The following is a 19,077-nucleotide window of genomic DNA, read 5'->3' on the forward strand; positions in this document are numbered from 1 at the left end:
CCAAGGAAAAAAAGCGCTTGAGTGTTCAGATGGATGAGTTATGGTCATTCGTTGATAGTAAAGGAAATCAGCAGTGGGTCTGGCTGGCATTGGATGCCCAGACTAGGGAAATTGTTGGTGTACATATTGGAGATCGTAGCGCAGTATCGGCTCAAGCTTTATGGAATTCAATGCCACCAGTGTACCGTCAATGTGCAGTAATTTATACCGATCATTGGAGTGCTTATGATTCTGTATTGCCCAGTAAACGTCATCAGAGTGTAGATAAAGATAGTGGTTTGACGAGCTATATCGAGCGCTTTAACTGTACTATTCGACAACGAGTATCTCGACTGGTAAGAAAGAGCTTAGGCTTCTCTAAAAAATTAGAAAATCATCTTGCTGCTATTTGGCGGTTTGTGCATCATTACAATGCTAATTTACAACTCTAAATGCCTACTTTTCTTTGAATTCAGTTTTATTCTCTCGATCCTTTCCTTCAGGGCACTACCCGTTATCTGGCAAAATATAGGCTCCTGTACGCGGGCTATTGGTATTTACAACACCAGGGCACTGCGGAAAATTAGGAAAATAACTTCGGAATTTCTTAGCATATGGTTCGACAATGCGATCGGGAGTTGATTTATCGCAATCGGCAACTATCCCGAATGCTGCCAAGTTTGTTTGATACTCATAATTTGCGAATAAAATGTCATCCAAATTAGTCACAAGATTGCTGCTGCCTTCACCGGCAAAAATTGCTACAGAGATACTATCATTAAATAGAATAGAAGGCATATCAAGACGTTTGTACAAATCTCCTTGTTTGGGATAACGGGGAATAAACTTGTGCCAAAATTTGTCAAATTTACTTTCCAATTTTTTTGACATATCCAATCTTGTCAACTTATCTAATTTGTTCCACTCGTCCCGAAAATCCTTAAAACCCAAAAGCTTGAGAACCTTGCCCGTAAATGCTTGATCGTGAGGTCCTTCTACTCCAATAATGGCGTATTTCACACGCGAACCTCCTGCCCCAAATCCTCCCGCAATCTTTGCAATCTTTCTCGTTCAATTCTAACTGCTTTAGTTTGTGACTCCCGTTTCTCTAAACGATAAAGAACTAAGTCTGTCTCCAAATTGCTAGCATCCAACATCGCATCAACTGTTTCTAAACTATGGGTAGTTGCAAATAATTGAACATTCATTTGCTTGCACCACTGCACAATCCAAGCAAATGAACTACGAAGTGCTTCAGTATGAATTGCTGTTTCTATCTCATCAATTAGCAAAACTCCACCTCTGACTTTTGTCAGCGTTAGAGCAATAAATAGCAAGCGACGTACTCCATCACCAAAAGAACTTAATGGTGAAATTCCCACTTGTTTGTGGTCAATATAGAGACTGCTACGATTGCCGCCATGCGAGAGAATCACTAAATCAATAATTCCTGAATCCATCACTTGCAATAGCTTAATCACTTCCGGCTTAAAACGCTGAAAGATAGCTTCTGAGAGCAAGCCAACTTGTGACTGTTCAATGCGGTGAGAAAAAGGTGTCACAGTATCAACTGACAGCATTGCATCTGAGCGAATTCGCCGATTCGTTAAACGCTCATTTTCCCAAATTTCAAAAAATTCAGATAATTCATTTGGTGAATCAGATATAATAGCTTTGAGTTCTATTTCTGCACCTCGCAGAGTATTATCAAATCCAAGATCGTCTGAAGATTGACTGTCGTCATCTTCCGATAATTCCACTCCCTCAAATTCTTGGTAAATTGCCCTCGACTCTCTTACTGAAAACTTACCATTACCAGAAACATGAGTTTCCATTGGGTAAAAATCCAATTGTTCTTCTTCTTTATTTTGAGGAAACAGCCATTTTAGTGCTTCCAGTCTTGGCTTGCGAGAATATTTGATTTCTCGTCGCCACGATGTGTTCAGCCATTCCAGCGGATCTAAGGGGCGACAATAGGTTGATATCGCCTCTAAAACACTGGTTTTACCTGAGTTATTCCCACCAACCAATATGTTGATTTGGCCCAAGTCCTGCAAGTCCAAATCTCGCAGGCCTCGGAACTTATGGATAGTTAAATTGTCAAGGTGTTTCATAATTATCACTTGGGCGTATAATAAGTCGATCGCACTTACCACTCCTTAATCTGCTTCTTGTCTAATTTTGCCCATTCATTAAAATCTGCAAAAGCAGAAGATTCAAAAACAATTCTTCTGCTCATTCCAAATCGTGTAAATTAACTTCAACTAAATTTTGTCGCTCTTTAACATTTTCAATAGCTTTCAAAAGTCTATTCTTGTTGACCTCTGATTTTCGATTATGATAATTATAGCGTTTTTAGTCTAATGACGTGGAACATAATTATAGCATAGCCACACCCGAAACCCTCAACCTCGCCCAACCAACCCAAACCAGCCTCAACGCCTTCTCTCCAACTCCTCTGCATCAACGGCAGGAAATTCGATAACCCCGATCGCCCCGCCGATATCTACCTGAAACGGACTGTTTTAGAGACTTGAAGCCATCCTCAATCCAAAAATTTGAGATAAAATATCGACAAGCCCTAAACATAACGAACAATGACCCTAGCCAACTATCAACTTTCCCTAAACTTTGAGCAAATTTTAGCCCTCGTCAAACAACTGCCATATCCCGAAAAATTGCAGTTAAGTCAAGAGCTGGAAAAAGAAGTATTAAACAGTAAATTAACAGTTCTTTTGGAGTCATTTAGAACCGATGAGCTTTCTTTAGAAACTATCACCCAAGAAGTAGAAGCAGTCCGAAGCGAAATTCATGCCCGAAAAACCACCCCTTAAAGTAATTATAGACACTAATCTTTGGATTAGCTTCTTGATTGGCAAAGAATTAGCTACTCTCAAGAAATTAATAGTGGATCGAGCTATCCAAGTTGTCTTGTGCGAACAAATAATCGAAGAAATCAATCTGGTAACTCAAAGACCAAAACTCCAAAAATATTTTCCGCTAACGAAAGTCCAAGAATTGCTTGAATTATTGGTTTATGGATAGAAATAGCCTCGGAAGTCTCTATTTGTAGAGATGATAAAGATAATTATTTGTTGGCTTTAGCGAAAGATAGTCAAGCTGATTTTTTGATTACAGGAGATGGAGATTTATTGAGTTTGGTGAATTTTGAGGTAACACAAATTTTAACTTACAAAGATTTTTTAGGCAAACTCAATTAAAACTATTATCCTAAACTATATTCATTATCTGCTAAAATGTCTTGTAAAATTTCAGGCGTTAAGCCTCGCTGCATAGCCCGATCGGAAATTTCTGCCATCACCTGCGTTAATGTTTTATTGTGTAAATTTTGTCTAAAAAACAATTGAATAATCGAACTTAACTCTTGCTGAGTCTTAGGACTAGCTTCTTCAAAAGCTGTCTTAATATTTTCATCAACTTGAATCATAATTATTGCCATAGCCGTTAAAAAAAGTGTTAATATGAAAACTTTTTTTGTTCTAACTCTATTTTATCACACATCTTGCACCATTCTCAAGAACAGGCAAGATGCCTGTTCCACAACAGATGAATGTTATTGTGGGGTGGGCTTCTAGCCCGCCCTGAAAGGATTATTGAGAATGGTCAAGGTATTCTACATACTTATGACTTAGGCGTATAAGTCGATCGCACTTGCAACTCCTTCAACTGCTTCTCATCCACACCAGACGGCGCATTTGTCAACAAACACCCCGCTTGCTGCGTCTTCGGAAAAGCCATTACGTCCCGAATAGATTCCTCACCAGCTAACAGCATTACCAACCGATCCAAACCGTAGGCAATTCCTCCGTGGGGGGGAGTTCCATACTCAAACGCATCCAACAAAAAGCCAAACTTATTGTAAGCTTCCTCAGTCGATAAGCCGATCGCCTCAAACACCTTTTCCTGAACTTCCCGCTGATAAATCCGCAGAGAACCGCCACCAACTTCTGTGCCGTTTAACACCAAATCGTAAGCTTGAGCTCTCGCAGCTTTCAAATCGTTAATATCGTCAGGATGCGGCGCAGTAAACGGGTGATGCAGTGCTTCCAAACGCTTCTCGTCAGCGTTCCATTCAAACATCGGGAAATCTGTCACCCACAGCAGATTCATCTTGTCTTTGTCAATCAATCCCAATTCGTTACCGACGAACAAACGCAATCTATCCAAAGTCTTATTGACTGTTGTCGCGTCTGCGGCTGCGAATAACAACAAATGACCGGGTTGCGCGCCGGTGCGATCGAGCAATTCCTGTTTTTGTGCTTCCGTCAAATTATCCTTAATTGCGCCGATCGTATCAATTTCGCCGTTATCCCGCACCCGAATGTAAGCTAATCCCTTCGCACCGGCTTCGCTGGCTTCCTTAAACAAATCGCCGCCCGGTTTAATCCGCACGTTAGAAATCGCATCATTCCCGCCCGGAATCGGCAAAACTTTCACAATTCCGCCCGCAGCAACCGCCCCGGAAAATACCTTAAATCCCGAATCTTTCATCAAATCGGAAACATCGACTAATTCCATACCGAAGCGAGTATCCGGTTTATCGCTACCGTAGCGATCCATCGCTTCTGCGTAAGTCAAGCGCGGGAAAGGACAAGGCAATTCAACGCCTTTGACTGTTTGGAAAATATGGCAGACTAAACCTTCATTTAAGGCAATTACTTCTTCCACAGACATGAAACTCATTTCCATGTCCAATTGCGTAAATTCCGGCTGTCTGTCGGCGCGCAAATCTTCATCGCGGAAACAGCGGGCAATTTGATAATATCTGTCAAAACCAGACACCATCAACAATTGTTTGAACAACTGCGGCGACTGCGGCAAAGCATACCATGCACCGGGATTGACGCGGCTGGGAACTAAATAATCTCTCGCACCTTCTGGAGTCGCCCGAGTTAAAATGGGCGTTTCAATTTCCATGAAACCTTCGACATCTTCCAGGTGGCGGCGCATGGCTTTGACAACTTGGTGGCGAAGCTGCAAATTGCGACTCATACGATCGCGCCGCAAGTCCAAATAGCGATATTTCAGCCGCAAATCTTCCCGCACACTTTCATTTTCCGCCGTCGCTACCTGAAACGGTAACTGTTTGCGAACCGCATTCAACAACTCAATTTCGTCAGCATAAATTTCCACCTCACCCGTAGGCAATTTCGGGTTGAGGGACTCTTCGGGGCGGCTGGTGACTCGCCCGGTAATTTTAAGCACGTATTCGCTGCGCAAAGCCTCAGCCCCGCGATAGGAATCGGGGGTGCGTTCAGGATCGCTGACAATTTGCACGATACCCGATCGATCGCGCACATCCAGAAAAATCACCCCGCCATGATCGCGGCGGCGATCCACCCAGCCGTAAAGGGTGACAGTCTCTCCGATGTGTTTGCTTCGCAGTTCGCCGCAGTAGTAACTTCTCATAATTGGGGGTTGTGGACTAAAAATAAAGCTTTTTAATTATGCAGTATGCCTGAAACTTCTGCTGAATGCAAATGCACGCACAATCGGCATTAGCTTTGGAATTAATTCCAAAGCTAACTAGCCTAACAACCCGCTGGGAGTTCCCAACCCCCGGCCGGCCCTTCTAGGAATCCCCGCGATCGCTGTGAGACTTGTCAAAAAACGCCGTCAGCGCGTTCCATGCAGACTTAGCCGCATCCGTCAAGCGAGTGCCGATCGACTCAATTTGCTTCACAATAAGGTGCCAATTCTTTTCAGCTTCCGTGTGAATGTGGTCAACAGCTTGTTCGATGCGATCGCGTTCGATCAATTTATTTTGTTCCACCGCTTCTCGCGCTTGTCGCACTGCTTTCAAATAAGCTTCGCGACTGACTTCGCCGGCATCTTGCACCTGCGCTTGCGCCCGCGTTTTAATCGCATCTACCACCAGCCAATTTTTCTCAGTTTCTTGTTTAATCAGCCTGACTGCTTCTGTGAATCTCTCGTGGGCGAGATCCTTATTTTCTTCGATCGCCCCGGAGGCCTTATTCACAGCTTTTAAATAAGCTTCGCGGGTGAGTTCCCCCGCTGCTTGCACTTCGGCGGTGGCGCGTTTTTTAATTGCTTCAAACAGCGCCGCAGTTTCTGCGATCGCCTCATCAGTCGCGTCGGGCATCTCTTTTTTGACGAGATCCGTCGTTTCGATAGTTGCCTCTAAAATTGGTTCTTCGGTTACTTTTGGATCTGTCATATCAATCTTCTCCTTTGGTAGCAAACATTTTCAAAAAATCTCACAGTCCCTGGATGCAGACTTTGTAGGTGTAGCGCCAGATTTTATTCGGGCCTTTAAGAATAACTCGGCAATTATTGTTCCAGCTTCATCAAATTTTAAATCTGCGCTTCCGCAGTCGAGCGGTTTCAGTTCTATATTAGATTATATCTACCAAAGTTGAGTTCGTGTGTAGGATACCGCCAACTTGCAGGTACGGTTTAGCGAACTTAAATTTTTAATAAATCGCTCAGCCTCAAAAAACACACACCAATAAAATTGATTTCTCAATACTATAAAACTTGCAACTTTCATACTGCCAATTTTATACCTGCAAATCTTCGACCTCGCTCAAATATAACAAGTGGTGGCATCTTTGAGCGTGCAGTAAAGATTGAGGAAATTCGTAGTGAGATAGGAGGATATCTTCGAGCGCAACTTTCATTTGATTGGCACAGATCTGTGGCGGCACTTTGCCAATTCCCGTACCCATGCCGGGAATAGCGATAGTTTCAATTATATGTTTCACTGGCGTTCCATCTGAGACTGAGCCAAATTTTACTAGAGTCAAAATAGCGCGGGTTGCTAGATAAACATTTACGGTTTCTCTTAAAACTGTGGGAACGCGCATAATTGGTGCAGCTATTAAATAAGGAATTTCAGCATGATCGGTGTCTACAATTTCTGCCATTCCTACTAATAGTTCGCCGTGATGTCGAGCCTGAATTAGTTTTTGCAAGCGTTCAAGAACCTGCCCTCCAAAATATTCCGAAATTTCTAAATCTAAGCCGTCGTCCATGAAACCAAAACTATTCCCCGGACTAACAATAGCATCGCATTTAACATCGAACATTGAGCCGCGGTGTATCTTTACATTTTCCATATTTCCGCAAGTGCTTTCCCACGCTCTAACTAAATCATCATCTACGGCGACTAGCACAATTTGCATAAATACTCTCTATAGGTTTTAATTAAGAATAGCCAGAGCGATCGCCAATTTAATCATACAATACTTTACATAAGTCCGCTAAATCTAAAATTCATCTCAATATCAAGTAGCAAATATTTAATAGCTGTATGCTGCAAGACCCAAATCTCCGCCATCCGATCGCAATTAGTTTAGGTGCCGTTGCCGGCGCTTTGAGCCGCTATTATATCACCTTGTGGTTTGCCAGCCGTTTCGGTACGGCTTTTCCCTACGGAACTTTTTTTATTAACATCACTGGTTGCTTGGCTATGGGATTTTTTATTACCCTCGCTTTTGAACGAGTTCCGACTATTCCGTCGGAAGTGCGGTTAATGGTAGCAACGGGCTTTTTGGGTGCTTATACTACTTTTTCAACTTACGGTTTAGAGACAAATGTCTTGTGGCGCGATCGATCTTACAGCATCGCCGCTTCTTACTGGGCTGGCAGTGCCATACTCGGAGTAATCGCCGTTCAGCTAGGCATCATTCTAGCACGAATTGGCAAATAGATAAAATCGGTTTGGGCAAATAATACCAGTTAAAAAAAGAATGCAACTGTAGGCAAACTCCCAACCCATACAGCATCAGTCAGTCGATTTTAGATCGGGGTTGCGGACAATAACGATGACATCTTTTGAACACAAGTTCCCTTAACCTAATACAGGGAGGGCTTTTAACTGGATTGCTACCCGGTCAGGTTTAGGTGTGATGATGTTTACTGCATCGTGTTTTCCTGCTGAGGGGCTAAAGTCTTCAAGCTGTTTGCCTATCTTGTTTTCAGTTTACTCTTTCTCGGTTGAGTTCACGTTTAATCAATAATGCTTCTGGCGATCGGATATCGCTGTTCTCAAAAGAACAGTTAACGATTTAAACAGCGTTTGGTGCGTTTATTCTCGTACATAAGTTGATCTGCCTTTGCCACCAATTGTTCTAATGAAAAGTCATTATTGAAATCCCCAGCCTGCACCCCTAGACTTATTGATAGTAGATAGGCTCGTTCGTGCTGTCGATTAAAGCTATCAATATTAGCTTGCAGCCGATTATAAAAATTATATGAATTTCCAGAAAAAGTAGGAACAAATAAAGCAAATTCATCTCCGCCCAGTCGAGCCACAATATCTGAATCACGAAAAGTTTGTTTCAATATTTGAGCTGCGTCAACAATTACTCTGTCTCCCATCTCGTGTCCGAAAGTGTCGTTAATCTTTTTCAAACCATCTAAGTCAGCAAATAAAATATAGTAGCTGGTTTGCGTGCGTCGAGCAATTTTTAGTTGTTGATCTGCTAGTAAAAAGAAGCCCCGTCGGTTATATAATCCAGTTAATTCATCCGTCAGGGATAGCTGCCTTACTTCGGCCTCTGCCCTCAGACGTTCCTGGATTTCCTGTTCTAAACGTTGATTTTGTTCGATCAGTTGTTGGTGTTGCTGTTGAATGAGTAATTGATTCTTTACCCTGAGCAGCACTTCCTGCTCTTGAAAAGGTTTAGTGATGTAATCTACACCACCCAATTCAAACGCCCGTACCTTGTCTTCGAGTCGTTCGAGCGCACTGATAAAAACGATCGGAATCTGAGCAGTTGCTTCAGATGCTTTCAACTGTTGGCAAACTTCGTAGCCATTCATTTCAGGCATATTAATATCAAGTAAAATCAGATCCGGAGAGTTGCGGCGAACACCTTCGAGAGCCATTCTACCGTTGAGTGATTTGCGAACAATATAGCCCTGTGACTCTAGGATTTTGGCTAACAACCGCAGATTGTCTGGGGTATCGTCCACGATCAGAATATTCGTTTGGGCAGCAAGTTTAAGTAAAGTCGCCATAATCTTCTTTCTAAAATTGGGTGAGAGTTGCGATCGCTTCCAACTGGAAGTTATCAACCAGCGATATCATTGCTTCAATGATATCTTGTTTCTCCTTGGGAATTTGAGCTATGAGTTGATATAGCTTGCGATCGCTGAGATCGAGTGCTGCTTCATGGACTTGTGCAATCCATTCGATAGGCATAGTTTTCAAATCTTCAGGAGTCAACGTCTTTGGTAGTAAAACAGATGACTCTCGGAGAACTTTTTCAGCGTAGCAGTAGCGGACACCCAAGTGAAAAGCTATTTTGTCGAAAAGTGTGGCTTCACTAAACGGCTTGGTAATGTAGTCATCGCAACCGGCTTGCAGACAGGCGTTGCGATCGTCTTCAAAAGCTAATGCAGTCAGAGCAATGATGGTGGTCATTTTTGCTTTGTCATTTATCTTAGGCTCAGAGTTGTCTGCTGATAACGACTGACTAATGACTGATGACTCTTGCGCTCGAATCTGTATCGCCGCTTCATAACCATCCATGACAGGCATTTGAATGTCCATCAAAATCAGGTCTGGATGCCATACTTGCCAACGGGCGATCGCCTGTGCCCCATTCTCAACCGCACACACCTCAAACCCAACTGACTCCAGCAGTGTCACCAGCAATTGCCGATTTTCTGGAACGTCTTCTGCGACTAGAATTCGGTACATCGGTTGCCCTAATTCCAGCCCGATAACGAGATCGGTTTCAGCTTCTTCTAAATCAAGGGACTCCGGTAGAGCCAAAATAACTTCGCAGGTAAAAGTCGATCCTTGATTCAGGTTGCTTCGGACAGTGATATCCCCTCCCGTCAGACGAGCAAACTGACGACTGATAGACAGTCCTAAACCAGTTCCGTTTGCATGACGACCGCAATCGGTTTGCATGAAAGCTTCAAAAATAGATTCTAAATCTGAGGGCGCAATACCAGATCCGGTATCCTCAACCTCAAAATGCAGGGTAATTGTTTGTTTAATATCGCATAGATTATAGGGAACAGAAATAGGCAGCGTCAAACTGGTTTGGTTGATGGTGTCTTCGCCTTCGCTTAGCGTTCCCGATGGCATATCGTCTGATGAAAAAGCTCGTCCCCGCAGCGCAATCTTTCCTGTGGTTGTAAATTTGATCGCATTCCCTAGCAGATTAATCAAAATTTGGCGAACTTTGGCTTCATCACCGCAGACATAGCGCGGCACAGTAGCATCCCACTCACTACTCAGATTCAAACCTTTTTCAGAAGCTTTGAGGAGGAACATATCGTTAATAGAAAAAAGCAGCCGATGCAAATCAAAACAACTTCGATTCAGTACCAATTTGCCGGCTTCAATTCTGGACATTTCCAAAACGTCATTGATTAATGTCAGCAGGTGTTCTCCACTGCGACTAATGATACCTAAATGCTCTTGAAATTCAGATGGAATATTAGGACTGCGGTTCATAAGCTGGGTAAATCCCAGAATGGCATTCAGCGGCGTTCTGAGTTCGTGGCTCATCTTGGCAAGAAACTGGCTTTTGGCGCGGTTAGCGATCGCAGCCCGCTCTGCGGCTTGTTCTAGGGCAGCTTGTGAAAACTCCAGCACTGCCAGCATGAGGATGTTTCTCATTTCGGCGGCTGCTTCTAACTCCACCGCCTGCCAAGGATAAGACATTTCCCGCACTGTCTGCCTCCACAGTTCAAACGACTTCCGGGGACACAAGTGCATTGCTCCAATTTCATCGACTGTGACGGCATCCTGTGGATTACCTGCCCAGTTTACGGTTTGAATTTGTTCGGGTCGGAACCAAAGAATGTGGTATGACTTTTCTTTGACATAGCTCAGCAAAATTGAGATTGCTAAAACACCGCTGGCTTGGTCTTTGAATTGCTTCGCTTGGGGATACAACTGATAGAGAGAAGCTGTTGCAAACACTCGTTCCTGGTTGTGTTGCGCCAACCACTTTACAAACTCCTCTATCTCTGATTCAGATGGTGTTTGACCCACCAGTGTCAGACGACCATCAAGTAGGATGGCTGCGCCTTGAGCATCAACCAAATTTAGCAGTTGAGAGGCATTTCGAGTCAATACCTGTTCGATAAAATTGGACTCTCGCTGGAATGCCTGCTGAAGTTGATCCTGAATAGTTTTTACTTGCTTTCGGTAAACATTCAATTCTTTTTCTTGCTGATGCACCAGTTCAATCGAGGCAAATTGTCCTAAAAATTCACAACTTTTGCGCGTTTCGTAATTCACCAATCGCGGGCTGTAATGGTGACAAGCAATTAATCCCCAGAGACGCCGATCGTCAATTAACGAAATTGTCAGCGATCCGGCGACTCCCATATTCTGCAAATATTCGATGTGGTAGGGAGAAACTCCCCGTAACACACAATCAGCCAGATCCAGGGGTGTATTGGTGAGGGGATTGTTAGTAGGAATTAGGGGGGCAGGTGTGTAATTGATATCGGGAATTTGGCGCACCCAGTTGCGGTAAAACAATTTGCGGGCGGGTACGGGAATATCGGTCGCCGGATAATGCAATCCCAGATAACTTTCTAAATGGCTTTCTTTTTCTTCTCCAATCACCACCCCATGATTGTCGGCTTCAAAGCGGTAGATCATGACGCGATCGAACCCGGTCATCGCTTTCACTTCTCTGGCAAGGGTTTGAGCTAAATCGGAAAGGTTGGTTGCGCTGCGAAGTTTGAGGATGGCAGCTTGGAGGCGATGATAGAAGTGGACTGAATGAGTTTTGTTGGTGGTCAGTTGGGATTCGAGTTCCAAAATTAACCCATCTGCTGTCCGATGCAGCGTGCTTCTAAAGGTCTGAGTTTTCCGACGCCGATCTACCTGGGCAATTCTCCGGTGTGTTTTTAGCTCAAACGGATTATGAATTTCTAGGTTATTTTCGCTCAGATATTCGGCAATCCGTTGCACTTGAGCGCGGGAAAATAACCGTTGTAAGGGCTGACCAAGCAATGCTTCTGCGGCTATGCCAAAAAACTGTTTTACATTTTCACTCACTTGTAAAATCTTGAGGTTAGCTTCTTGCAACTTCACAACTATTCCATAAGGTTGAATATAACCGGGAGCATACACTGATTCATCGCTGCACTGCTCTAAAGTTGTCAATTCTAAAGGAGTGAGTGAGGGTGGTTTCGTAGCAATTGGTGTTTGCATTTTAAACTAAGTAATTCTAAAAGTTAAAAACTTGTCCATTGTGGATTTTAGACTTTGGATTTTGGATTGAATAATTTTCCTATCCCCCACTCAGGTTGGGGAATTGCCGTGAATTAGCTGAAGAATTTGCTCAAATTGATACTGGTTGGCAAGTTCAGTCAGACGGGTAGCAAGTTGAGCGAGTTCTGGGGACAGTTGAGATACAAGTTCAACGATCGCCCCATCGTCTCCACATACAGCATTCTCCTCCAATTGAGCCAGCCATGCTTCTGATAATGTTGCCATAAGTGTTGGAGCGAGGGCATCTGAAACGGGACAGATCGTACAGCAGAGGTATGTTTCCTCTTTCTCCTGCACTGTTCCTTCTTTCTGGTATACATACTCTAAGCCTAGATATTCCGCCATCTTGAGAAATAGCGTATTTTCTCTGAAGGGTTTGCTGATGTAGTCGTTGCAGCCAGCAGCGAGGGCGAGGGTGCGATCGCTCTGAGAAGCCTGTGCTGTTAGTGCAATAATGATGCTGGTTTGTCCGTGTTCCATTGCCCGAATTTTTTTAGTGGCTTCGTATCCATCTAGCAAGGGCATTCTGATGTCCATCCAGGTGAGGTCGGGTTGCCATTCAAGCCATAGCTGGATTGCCTCCTGTCCGTTGGTAGCTTCTCGTACCTCCAATCCTAATTGTGTCAGCAATCTGACTATCAACAGGCGATTTTCGGCGCGATCGTCAACTACCAAAATGCGATGGTGGGGTTGACCGGGAGCCAGCCCTATCACGAGGCGATCGTGCTGTTCGGATGTGAGGTTAACTCCACTGGTGGGAGTGATGGGGAAAGTAAAGGTAAATGTAGTTCCCTGTCTTAAAATGCTACTAACAGCAATTTCTCCGCCCACGAGCTCTAAGAGTTTGCGGCTAATGGTCAATCCTAGCCCTGTGCCACTTACCGATTGCTTTCCAGCTTGCGCTTGCACGAACGCATCGAAGATAGTATCAATTTCTTCGGGTGCAATCCCTACACCCGTGTCACTCACTGCAAACTGGAGAATAGTCCGAGTTGTGAATGCTACTTCTGTAGTGGGAGCCTTGATGCTGACGCGCAAAGTAATGCTTCCCCGCTCGGTAAATTTAATCGCATTACTCAAAAGATTGAGCAAAACTTGGCGCAGTTTTTGAGCGTCGGCAAGAATAAATTGGGGAACTTCGGGAGCAATCTCGAAACAAAGGTCAAGTCTTTTAGAACTGGCTCGTTCTGCTAACATATTTCGCAGGTTATGTAGCAGGGCAATTAAGTCAAATCCACTTTCTTCTATTGTGCAGTGTCCTGATTCAATTTTCGAGAGATCTAAAATATCATTAATCAAACTCAAGAGATGGTCGCCACTGCGACGAATGGTTTGTAGATCTTCTTGCTGGTTGGGAGTGAGGGAAGGGTCATGGGTCATTACCTGGGTAAATCCCAGAATTACGTTGAGGGGTGTGCGGAGTTCATGGCTCATATTGGCGAGGAAGATACTTTTCGCCATGTTTGCTGATTCTGCAGCTTCCATTGCTTGTCGCAGTGCTATTTCTTTTTGTTTGCGATCGCTGATGTCTTTGTGTGTTCCAATCATCCGTAAAGGCTTACCCTGTTCATCATAGGCAACGACTTTCCCGTAGTCAGCGATCCACTTCCATTCCCCTGACTTGCAACGCACGCGATAATCACAGGCATACTTAATTGAGCTATCTTGCAAGTGACTGTTCAGATACTCAAAAACGCAGAATTTATCATCAGGATGAATCATCTGCTCCCAGACGTTCAAATCCATCACCAACTCACCAGGCTGGTAGCCCCGCATTTCCTGGTAGTGGGAACTCAGGTAAAATTTTCCAGTTTTAATGTTCCAATCCCACAGTCCATCTCCAGAGGCTTCTAGTGCTAGCATTAAGCGTTCCTCACTCATTTGTAAAGCTGTTTCAGCTTGATGTTGTTGCGTCAGATCGATCGCCACACCACCGACTAGCAGTTGCCCCAATAAGTCGGGAATGAGAAATTTGTAAACGAGAAAATCACCCAGCGTTCCATCTCGACGGGGCGCAACCTCAACCGTTTCAATTACCTCCTGGGTTTGAATAACCGCTTGGATATTGTCGAGAAATTGTTGGGCGACGGTGGCAGAGTAAAGTTCACTAATGGATTTGCCAATCAGATCGTCAGTGGGTAACTCGAAGGTATGGAGATAAGTCTGGCTAGCATAGAAAATTACACCTTTTTCATCGGTAATCCAGGCAGGGGCAGGGCTATGATTCATGAAGGCTTGGAAGCGAGCTTCACTTTCTCGAAGTGCCTGTTCTGCTTGTTGGCGTTCCGCTTCAATGCGTTTGCGATCGCTAATATCCCGGCAGATACAGAAGTTCATGATTTCACCTTCTAATTCTACCCGATCCAAGCTAATTTCTACATCATAAACTGAACCATCCTTGCGGCGATGTCGCGTCTCAAACAAAGGAATAATGTCCTCTCTATTGAGCATGATTTGTAGTTCTTCCTGCGTCCATTGAACATCCCAATCAGAGACGTTCATATTCAGGGTTTCTTCTAAGCTGTAGCCCAGCATTCTAGCAAAACTCGGGCTGGCTTCGATCGCGTTTCCGCGCCGATTTATGACAACAACACCGTCCCTGGAAGTGTTGAAAAACGTTTTAGTCCGCAGGAGTTCCTGTTCTAGTGCAAGTTCGGCTTGTTTGCGATCGCTAATATCTTTGATGAAGCAGTAATGCCCCAAAAATTGATGCTGTTCGTCGTAAGTTGAAATCATAACGACTTGTTTGTAAAAAACCGAACCATCTTTACGAACCCCTTTCGTTTCAACTTCAACTCTGCCCTCTTGCACCATCAGCCAATAAGCTGCAACCAGTTTTTCCAACTCATCGGGAGATACGGTCTTTTCCCAGGACATCCCCATCATTTCTTCTGGCTGATAGCCTGTCATGTCAGCATAAGCTTTATTCACATAGAGGTAACGCCCTTGTACATCCAGTTTGGAAATGCCGGACACCGCATTTTTCATCACCTCACTCATTTCTTTAAGCTCTGCTTCTGCGTGTTTGCGATCGGTGATATCTTCTGAAAAACAAAGTAGGTACTGGAACAGATGCTGCTCGTCGCAAATGGGAATCTTCACAGTATGCAGCCAACGTTTGCCCAGACTATGACTTTCAATGAGTTCTTCAGCAATATCCTCAGTCTTACTTTTTTCAAAAACTTCTCTATCCTTTTGGTCAAAAAAGATAGCCTGTTCTATTGGGAAAAAATCATAGCCACATTTGCCGATCGCTTGTTCGGCTGAGATGCCAAATAACCGTTCGCTGGTTTTATTCCAAAACTGAAATACGCCCAATCGTTTAGGATCTGCGTCCTTAACAAAAATTGCAATCGGTAAATGATCCAGCAGTGCTTGTAAGAAGTTGCGAGTTTTTGGGATTTCCAGCTCTACTTTTTTGCGCTTGCTAATATCAATAAACGTAACTACAACTTGTGCGATTTGACCGTTTTGATAGAACTCCGGGAAGGCATTAACTAATAGCCAAACACAATTATCAATTTCTTTGTTAATTCCTAAAACATAATTTTTCAGGGAACTTCCAGTGGATAAAACCTGATTTACCGGATATTCCTCTAGGGGCATAACGCTGCCATCTTCCCGGACAAAATGCCAGGTCGGAGAGATCGCTGTTTTTCCCAGCATTTGATCCATTGAAAGCCCTAGTAATTCACCGGCCTTTTCATTACATAATTGGATGCTGGTATCTGTCGCATGAATCACAAAACCCGCATTTAAGTTATCGATCAATTGCCGATATCTGGCTTCGCTTACCTGTAAAGCAAATTCAGCTTGCTTGCGCTCGGTAATGTCGGTGTGAGAGCCAGCCATCCGAATTACATTACCTGCATCATCCCAAAGTGCCTGACCGCGATCGAGCATCCATTTGTAGGAACCATCTTTGCAGCGAATGCGATGTTCTGTGATATAGAAAGGAGTTTTCTTGGCCAAATGGTCTTGAACGGCTTGCTTCACCCATCCCAAATCATCGGGATGTACCAGATTACCCCATTCGTCTACAAGGTTTTGGATTTCGTGGTCTTCATAGCCCAGGATTTCCTTCGAGCGACTAGACAAGAATATCTCGTTGGTTTGAACATTCCAATCCCAAATGCCGTCATTATTCCCGCGTACAGAAAGTTCCCAGCGTTCTTCACTTTGACGTAGTGCTGCTTCTGCTTGTTTGCGGTCAGCAATATTCCGGGAAATCTTTGAGGCTCCAATTATATTCCCTGTTTCGTCTTTAATGGGGGAGACACTCATCGAGACATCGATTAATGTTCCATCTTTCCTTAGCCTCTTTGTATCGTAGTGTTCGATGCGTTCTCCTCGCTGGATTTTGGCGAGAATTTCGCTTTCCTCATTTCGATAGTCTGCGGGAATCAGTTTTGTCCCTGATTGCCCTACTATTTCGACCGCTGTATATCCAAAAATTGTTTCTGCTCCTACATTCCAACTTGTAATTACACCCTCTAAATCTTTGCTGATAATGGCATCTTCCGAAGACTCAACGATCGCAGCTAGTCGGGCGATCGCAATTTCTGCCTGTTGTCGCTGGTGAATTTCCCATTCCAACTGGCGATTTGCTTTTTTGAATTGATGGACTTCGCGATAACTAACTTGTGCGAGATACACGACTGACATCAGCAGCCACACTAAAATTAAGCCACCAACTAACACAACTATTGGTAAATTAAAATTATCCTTTTCTACTAAATCTAAATTGGGATCGATATCTAGTCGCCACTCTGCACTATAGGCTCTTATTACAACTGTTTTATGCAGTGAATAATGAGATGAAAGCTCTTGACCGTAGATTAAATTTGTGCCATCATATATAGCCACCTTGTACCCAGGAGGCACTTTTAAAATACTATCAAATAGAGTTTTAAACTGAAAAACTCCGACAATAAACCCATCAAACCGCTCCCCTACAAATAAAGGAAAACTTGCTAGAAATCCTTGACCCCCTTGAACGAGTGAAATTTTGCGAGTTAACATAGGTTGACGCAAATCACGAGCCACTTGCAAAGTGATTTTGCGACGCAGTTCCCGATTAAGATCTAGGTTTTGCGCTGCCTCATTCCCAGCCAGCGGCACAACCGATCGCACTTTAAATGATCGATCGACTAATTCGATCGCCTGATAACCGTAGAAATCCTTTACATAAGCCTCTGCATCGGCTTCCCAAAGAGCCAATGGCGTACCGCCATTGGCTTCCCAGCGATTCGCCATTTGCCGAAGTGTCAGCACTCGAATTGATAATCCTTCGCTCAGTTGTGACTGAATCGCATTGGCTTGCTGCTGAATTAACTGCTCGATGTGAATTTGTCTGTTGATGGTTAGCTGTTGCCACGTAAGTAAAACAGCAAGAGAAGCCAGCACCCCAAGCAGAAGAGGTAGCCATCTTTTAAATCGTGTTTGACATAAGGTTATAATCAGGTTGAGTCTAGTTGTAGCCATAAATTAACGATATATTAATAGATTTGTCTGCAAATTTGAGTGCTAAAATTGTGTAACTTTATGATGCAAATGAGCAAAGTTTTAAGCGTTAAAAGCAGTTCGCATTCGGACAATTTCTAAACAAACTCGATCGGCCCTAAATAGAACTTTTAAATTTTGCTGAGCGAGAATATTGTTCTTTAAGCCCTAGATATATCACTAAATTTAGAAATAGCGATGAGCTACATCTGTTCAGATTGTAAATAGACATTGTTTGCCAACATTGGCGGCAAAACCAGTAGATTTGATGCTGGTGAACGTGACGGAGGATTTGATTCGAGCAGCAGGGGCAGTGTGTCATAAAGACCTATTTTTTAACTAAGGGGGTATTTAACTCTTGTTGCAAAGTGCTGTAAACAGGGTTGAAGCACCAATAACAATACCCTAGAAAAAACAAATAAAGATTTGGTAAAGAATACAAAATGCTTAAGGAAAAGATACAAGTTTAAACATTCTGTAATAATATTAAAAGCGCAGAGAATTTTTATCCCATAATGCGCACCTTGTTAGCCACGTTGTAATGTCACATCTGTTGCTTGAGAATTGTACACTATTGAGATGCAACTTTTGAAGGCCATTCCTACATAAAATGGTTTTCCTGTTCCCCGATCCCTCTGCCCTGTTCTCTGTTCCTTGATTTAATATGAGAGTCTAAATCCCAGCCCAACACATTGGCAGTTTGAACAGGAACCATAGCTGGGAATCAAGGGGATTTACGATAACTGGTGGCAGGTGATATTGATAGTTTTAATTAATTGTTGACTATAGAAAGGTAATAAGTTGTCAAACCAATTCTTCCCCAAAACTTCTTGGTGTGTATAACCCGTGACGCGGAAGAAGAAAAGATTTACGTAGTTAACATTTTGGGATCGATCGAGTGCGACGACGCTTGACTGCACGTTATCCAATAGCGATCCCCAGCTTCGTTATTGATGATAGCAGATCGCACGGGCAAAGCAATTAGGTTATCGGCTCGGCTTTGCGATTTTGGCTGTGCCAGCTTTTTTGGGGCTGATATAGCAATCCTTGCAGGAGTCGTAAATTTTTTACCCCACCCCAACCCTCCCCGAACCCGCTGGGAGTCCGAAAGAAATTGACAAATGATTTAGGATTGGTATAGTGCTGTTGCTACTTCAGCGAATTTATCTTAATCCGCGCGATTTTGAAGCAGGAGCTTTAGAAATCAAAAAAGGGCTGCCGGGGCTGTTTTGGGTTTATTTAGATACTTTAGGGTTGATTGGGGCTGGCTATGGGATTTTCCCTTCATTACCTTTGACCAGGCGCAAAAACGGATACAACCCCCCGACTCCTGTGGTGGAGAACTCAAGATTTTAGAC

At 43.6% G+C, this 19,077-nt stretch carries 16 protein-coding genes; 6 read left to right on the forward strand and 10 right to left on the reverse strand.

The annotated features are described in order from the left end of the window. The coding region (locus tag E5S67_RS02120; protein ID WP_172185020.1) for an IS1 family transposase at positions 1-431 on the forward strand (431 nt) is incomplete at its 5' end. A 55-nt stretch (positions 432-486) separates the two neighbouring features. On the opposite strand, the gene E5S67_RS02125 is transcribed toward E5S67_RS02120, so the two are convergent. Together E5S67_RS02125 and E5S67_RS02130 are read right to left on the reverse strand one after the other, a co-directional pair. Further along, positions 487-999 (reverse strand): DUF3226 domain-containing protein, encoded by a 513-nt coding sequence (locus tag E5S67_RS02125; RefSeq protein ID WP_172185022.1) that lies wholly within the window; start codon positions 997-999, stop codon positions 487-489. After that, positions 996-2,093, reverse strand: a complete 1,098-nt coding sequence (locus E5S67_RS02130; protein WP_172185174.1) for an AAA family ATPase — start codon at positions 2,091-2,093, stop codon at positions 996-998. Before E5S67_RS02130 ends, E5S67_RS02125 begins: the two co-directional genes overlap by 4 nt. Positions 2,094-2,576: 483 nt before the next feature. Here E5S67_RS02130 and vap15 point away from each other — a divergent pair, with 483 nt between their 5' ends. The 3 genes from vap15 to E5S67_RS33920 are packed head-to-tail and all read left to right on the forward strand — an operon-like array spanning position 2,577 to position 3,200. Continuing rightward, positions 2,577-2,813, forward strand: coding sequence for a type II toxin-antitoxin system VapB15 family antitoxin (gene vap15 / locus E5S67_RS02135; protein ID WP_172185024.1), 237 nt, complete (start codon positions 2,577-2,579; stop codon positions 2,811-2,813). After that, the gene (locus tag E5S67_RS33915; protein ID WP_216670139.1) at positions 2,791-3,024 is read left to right on the forward strand and encodes a putative toxin-antitoxin system toxin component, PIN family; all 234 of its coding nucleotides are present in this window, start codon (positions 2,791-2,793) and stop codon (positions 3,022-3,024) included. The genes vap15 and E5S67_RS33915 overlap by 23 nt, the downstream gene beginning before the upstream one ends. Positions 3,025-3,044: 20 nt before the next feature. Then, positions 3,045-3,200 carry a putative toxin-antitoxin system toxin component, PIN family gene (locus E5S67_RS33920; protein ID WP_422614750.1) on the forward strand — a complete coding sequence of 52 codons (156 nt, stop codon included), beginning with the start codon at positions 3,045-3,047 and terminating at the stop codon, positions 3,198-3,200. A 5-nt stretch (positions 3,201-3,205) separates the two neighbouring features. Here E5S67_RS33920 and E5S67_RS02145 read toward each other — a convergent pair whose 3' ends face one another. From E5S67_RS02145 to E5S67_RS02160, 4 genes are all read right to left on the reverse strand, one after another. Further along, positions 3,206-3,439 (reverse strand): hypothetical protein, encoded by a 234-nt coding sequence (locus tag E5S67_RS02145; RefSeq protein ID WP_172185025.1) that lies wholly within the window; start codon positions 3,437-3,439, stop codon positions 3,206-3,208. Between the two features lie 182 nt (positions 3,440-3,621). After that, complete coding sequence (gene aspS / locus E5S67_RS02150; protein ID WP_172185026.1) at positions 3,622-5,409, reverse strand: aspartate--tRNA ligase; 1,788 nt, start codon at positions 5,407-5,409, stop codon at positions 3,622-3,624. A gap of 163 nt (positions 5,410-5,572) precedes the next feature. Next, positions 5,573-6,178 (reverse strand): hypothetical protein, encoded by a 606-nt coding sequence (locus E5S67_RS02155; protein WP_172185027.1) that lies wholly within the window; start codon positions 6,176-6,178, stop codon positions 5,573-5,575. Positions 6,179-6,521: 343 nt separating this feature from the next. Then, positions 6,522-7,145: a macro domain-containing protein gene (locus E5S67_RS02160; protein WP_172185028.1), complete on the reverse strand. Its 624-nt coding sequence runs from the start codon at positions 7,143-7,145 to the stop codon at positions 6,522-6,524. Positions 7,146-7,273: 128 nt separating this feature from the next. Between E5S67_RS02160 and crcB the strand changes: the two genes are divergently transcribed. After that, a complete protein-coding gene (gene crcB / locus E5S67_RS02165; protein ID WP_172185029.1) occupies positions 7,274-7,672 on the forward strand; it encodes a fluoride efflux transporter CrcB in 399 nt (132 codons plus the stop codon). A 350-nt stretch (positions 7,673-8,022) separates the two neighbouring features. On the opposite strand, the gene E5S67_RS02170 is transcribed toward crcB, so the two are convergent. From E5S67_RS02170 to E5S67_RS34655, 4 genes are all read right to left on the reverse strand, one after another. Beyond that, positions 8,023-8,985, reverse strand: coding sequence for a diguanylate cyclase (locus tag E5S67_RS02170; RefSeq protein ID WP_172185030.1), 963 nt, complete (start codon positions 8,983-8,985; stop codon positions 8,023-8,025). A 10-nt stretch (positions 8,986-8,995) separates the two neighbouring features. Continuing rightward, entirely contained in the window at positions 8,996-12,157 is a 3,162-nt protein-coding gene (locus E5S67_RS02175; protein WP_172185031.1) for a response regulator, read from the reverse strand. A gap of 90 nt (positions 12,158-12,247) precedes the next feature. Then, entirely contained in the window at positions 12,248-17,701 is a 5,454-nt protein-coding gene (locus tag E5S67_RS02180) for a PAS domain S-box protein (protein WP_172185033.1), read from the reverse strand. Positions 17,702-18,453: 752 nt separating this feature from the next. Beyond that, entirely contained in the window at positions 18,454-18,648 is a 195-nt protein-coding gene (locus tag E5S67_RS34655; RefSeq protein WP_172185035.1) for a PAS domain S-box protein, read from the reverse strand. A 211-nt stretch (positions 18,649-18,859) separates the two neighbouring features. Between E5S67_RS34655 and E5S67_RS32165 the strand changes: the two genes are divergently transcribed. Continuing rightward, positions 18,860-19,075, forward strand: a complete 216-nt coding sequence (locus tag E5S67_RS32165) for a hypothetical protein (protein ID WP_216670140.1) — start codon at positions 18,860-18,862, stop codon at positions 19,073-19,075. Positions 19,076-19,077 lie beyond the last annotated feature (2 nt).

Source organism: Microcoleus asticus IPMA8 (genome assembly GCF_013179805.1).
In the GTDB taxonomy this organism is placed as follows: domain Bacteria; phylum Cyanobacteriota; class Cyanobacteriia; order Cyanobacteriales; family Microcoleaceae; genus Microcoleus; species Microcoleus asticus.

What these genes read in the sequence shown, in the direction of transcription:
- E5S67_RS02130 (WP_172185174.1), bottom strand. Translation starts at nt 2,093, where the DNA reads ATGAAACACCTTGACAATTTAACTATCCATAAGTTCCGAGGCCTGCGA.
- vap15 (WP_172185024.1), top strand. Translation starts at nt 2,577, where the DNA reads ATGACCCTAGCCAACTATCAACTTTCCCTAAACTTTGAGCAAATTTTA.
- E5S67_RS33915 (WP_216670139.1), top strand. Translation starts at nt 2,791, where the DNA reads ATGCCCGAAAAACCACCCCTTAAAGTAATTATAGACACTAATCTTTGG.
- E5S67_RS02145 (WP_172185025.1), bottom strand. Translation starts at nt 3,439, where the DNA reads ATGGCAATAATTATGATTCAAGTTGATGAAAATATTAAGACAGCTTTT.
- aspS (WP_172185026.1), bottom strand. Translation starts at nt 5,409, where the DNA reads ATGAGAAGTTACTACTGCGGCGAACTGCGAAGCAAACACATCGGAGAG.
- E5S67_RS02155 (WP_172185027.1), bottom strand. Translation starts at nt 6,178, where the DNA reads ATGACAGATCCAAAAGTAACCGAAGAACCAATTTTAGAGGCAACTATC.
- E5S67_RS02160 (WP_172185028.1), bottom strand. Translation starts at nt 7,145, where the DNA reads ATGCAAATTGTGCTAGTCGCCGTAGATGATGATTTAGTTAGAGCGTGG.
- crcB (WP_172185029.1), top strand. Translation starts at nt 7,274, where the DNA reads ATGCTGCAAGACCCAAATCTCCGCCATCCGATCGCAATTAGTTTAGGT.
- E5S67_RS02170 (WP_172185030.1), bottom strand. Translation starts at nt 8,985, where the DNA reads ATGGCGACTTTACTTAAACTTGCTGCCCAAACGAATATTCTGATCGTG.
- E5S67_RS02175 (WP_172185031.1), bottom strand. Translation starts at nt 12,157, where the DNA reads ATGCAAACACCAATTGCTACGAAACCACCCTCACTCACTCCTTTAGAA.
- E5S67_RS02180 (WP_172185033.1), bottom strand. Translation starts at nt 17,701, where the DNA reads ATGGCTACAACTAGACTCAACCTGATTATAACCTTATGTCAAACACGA.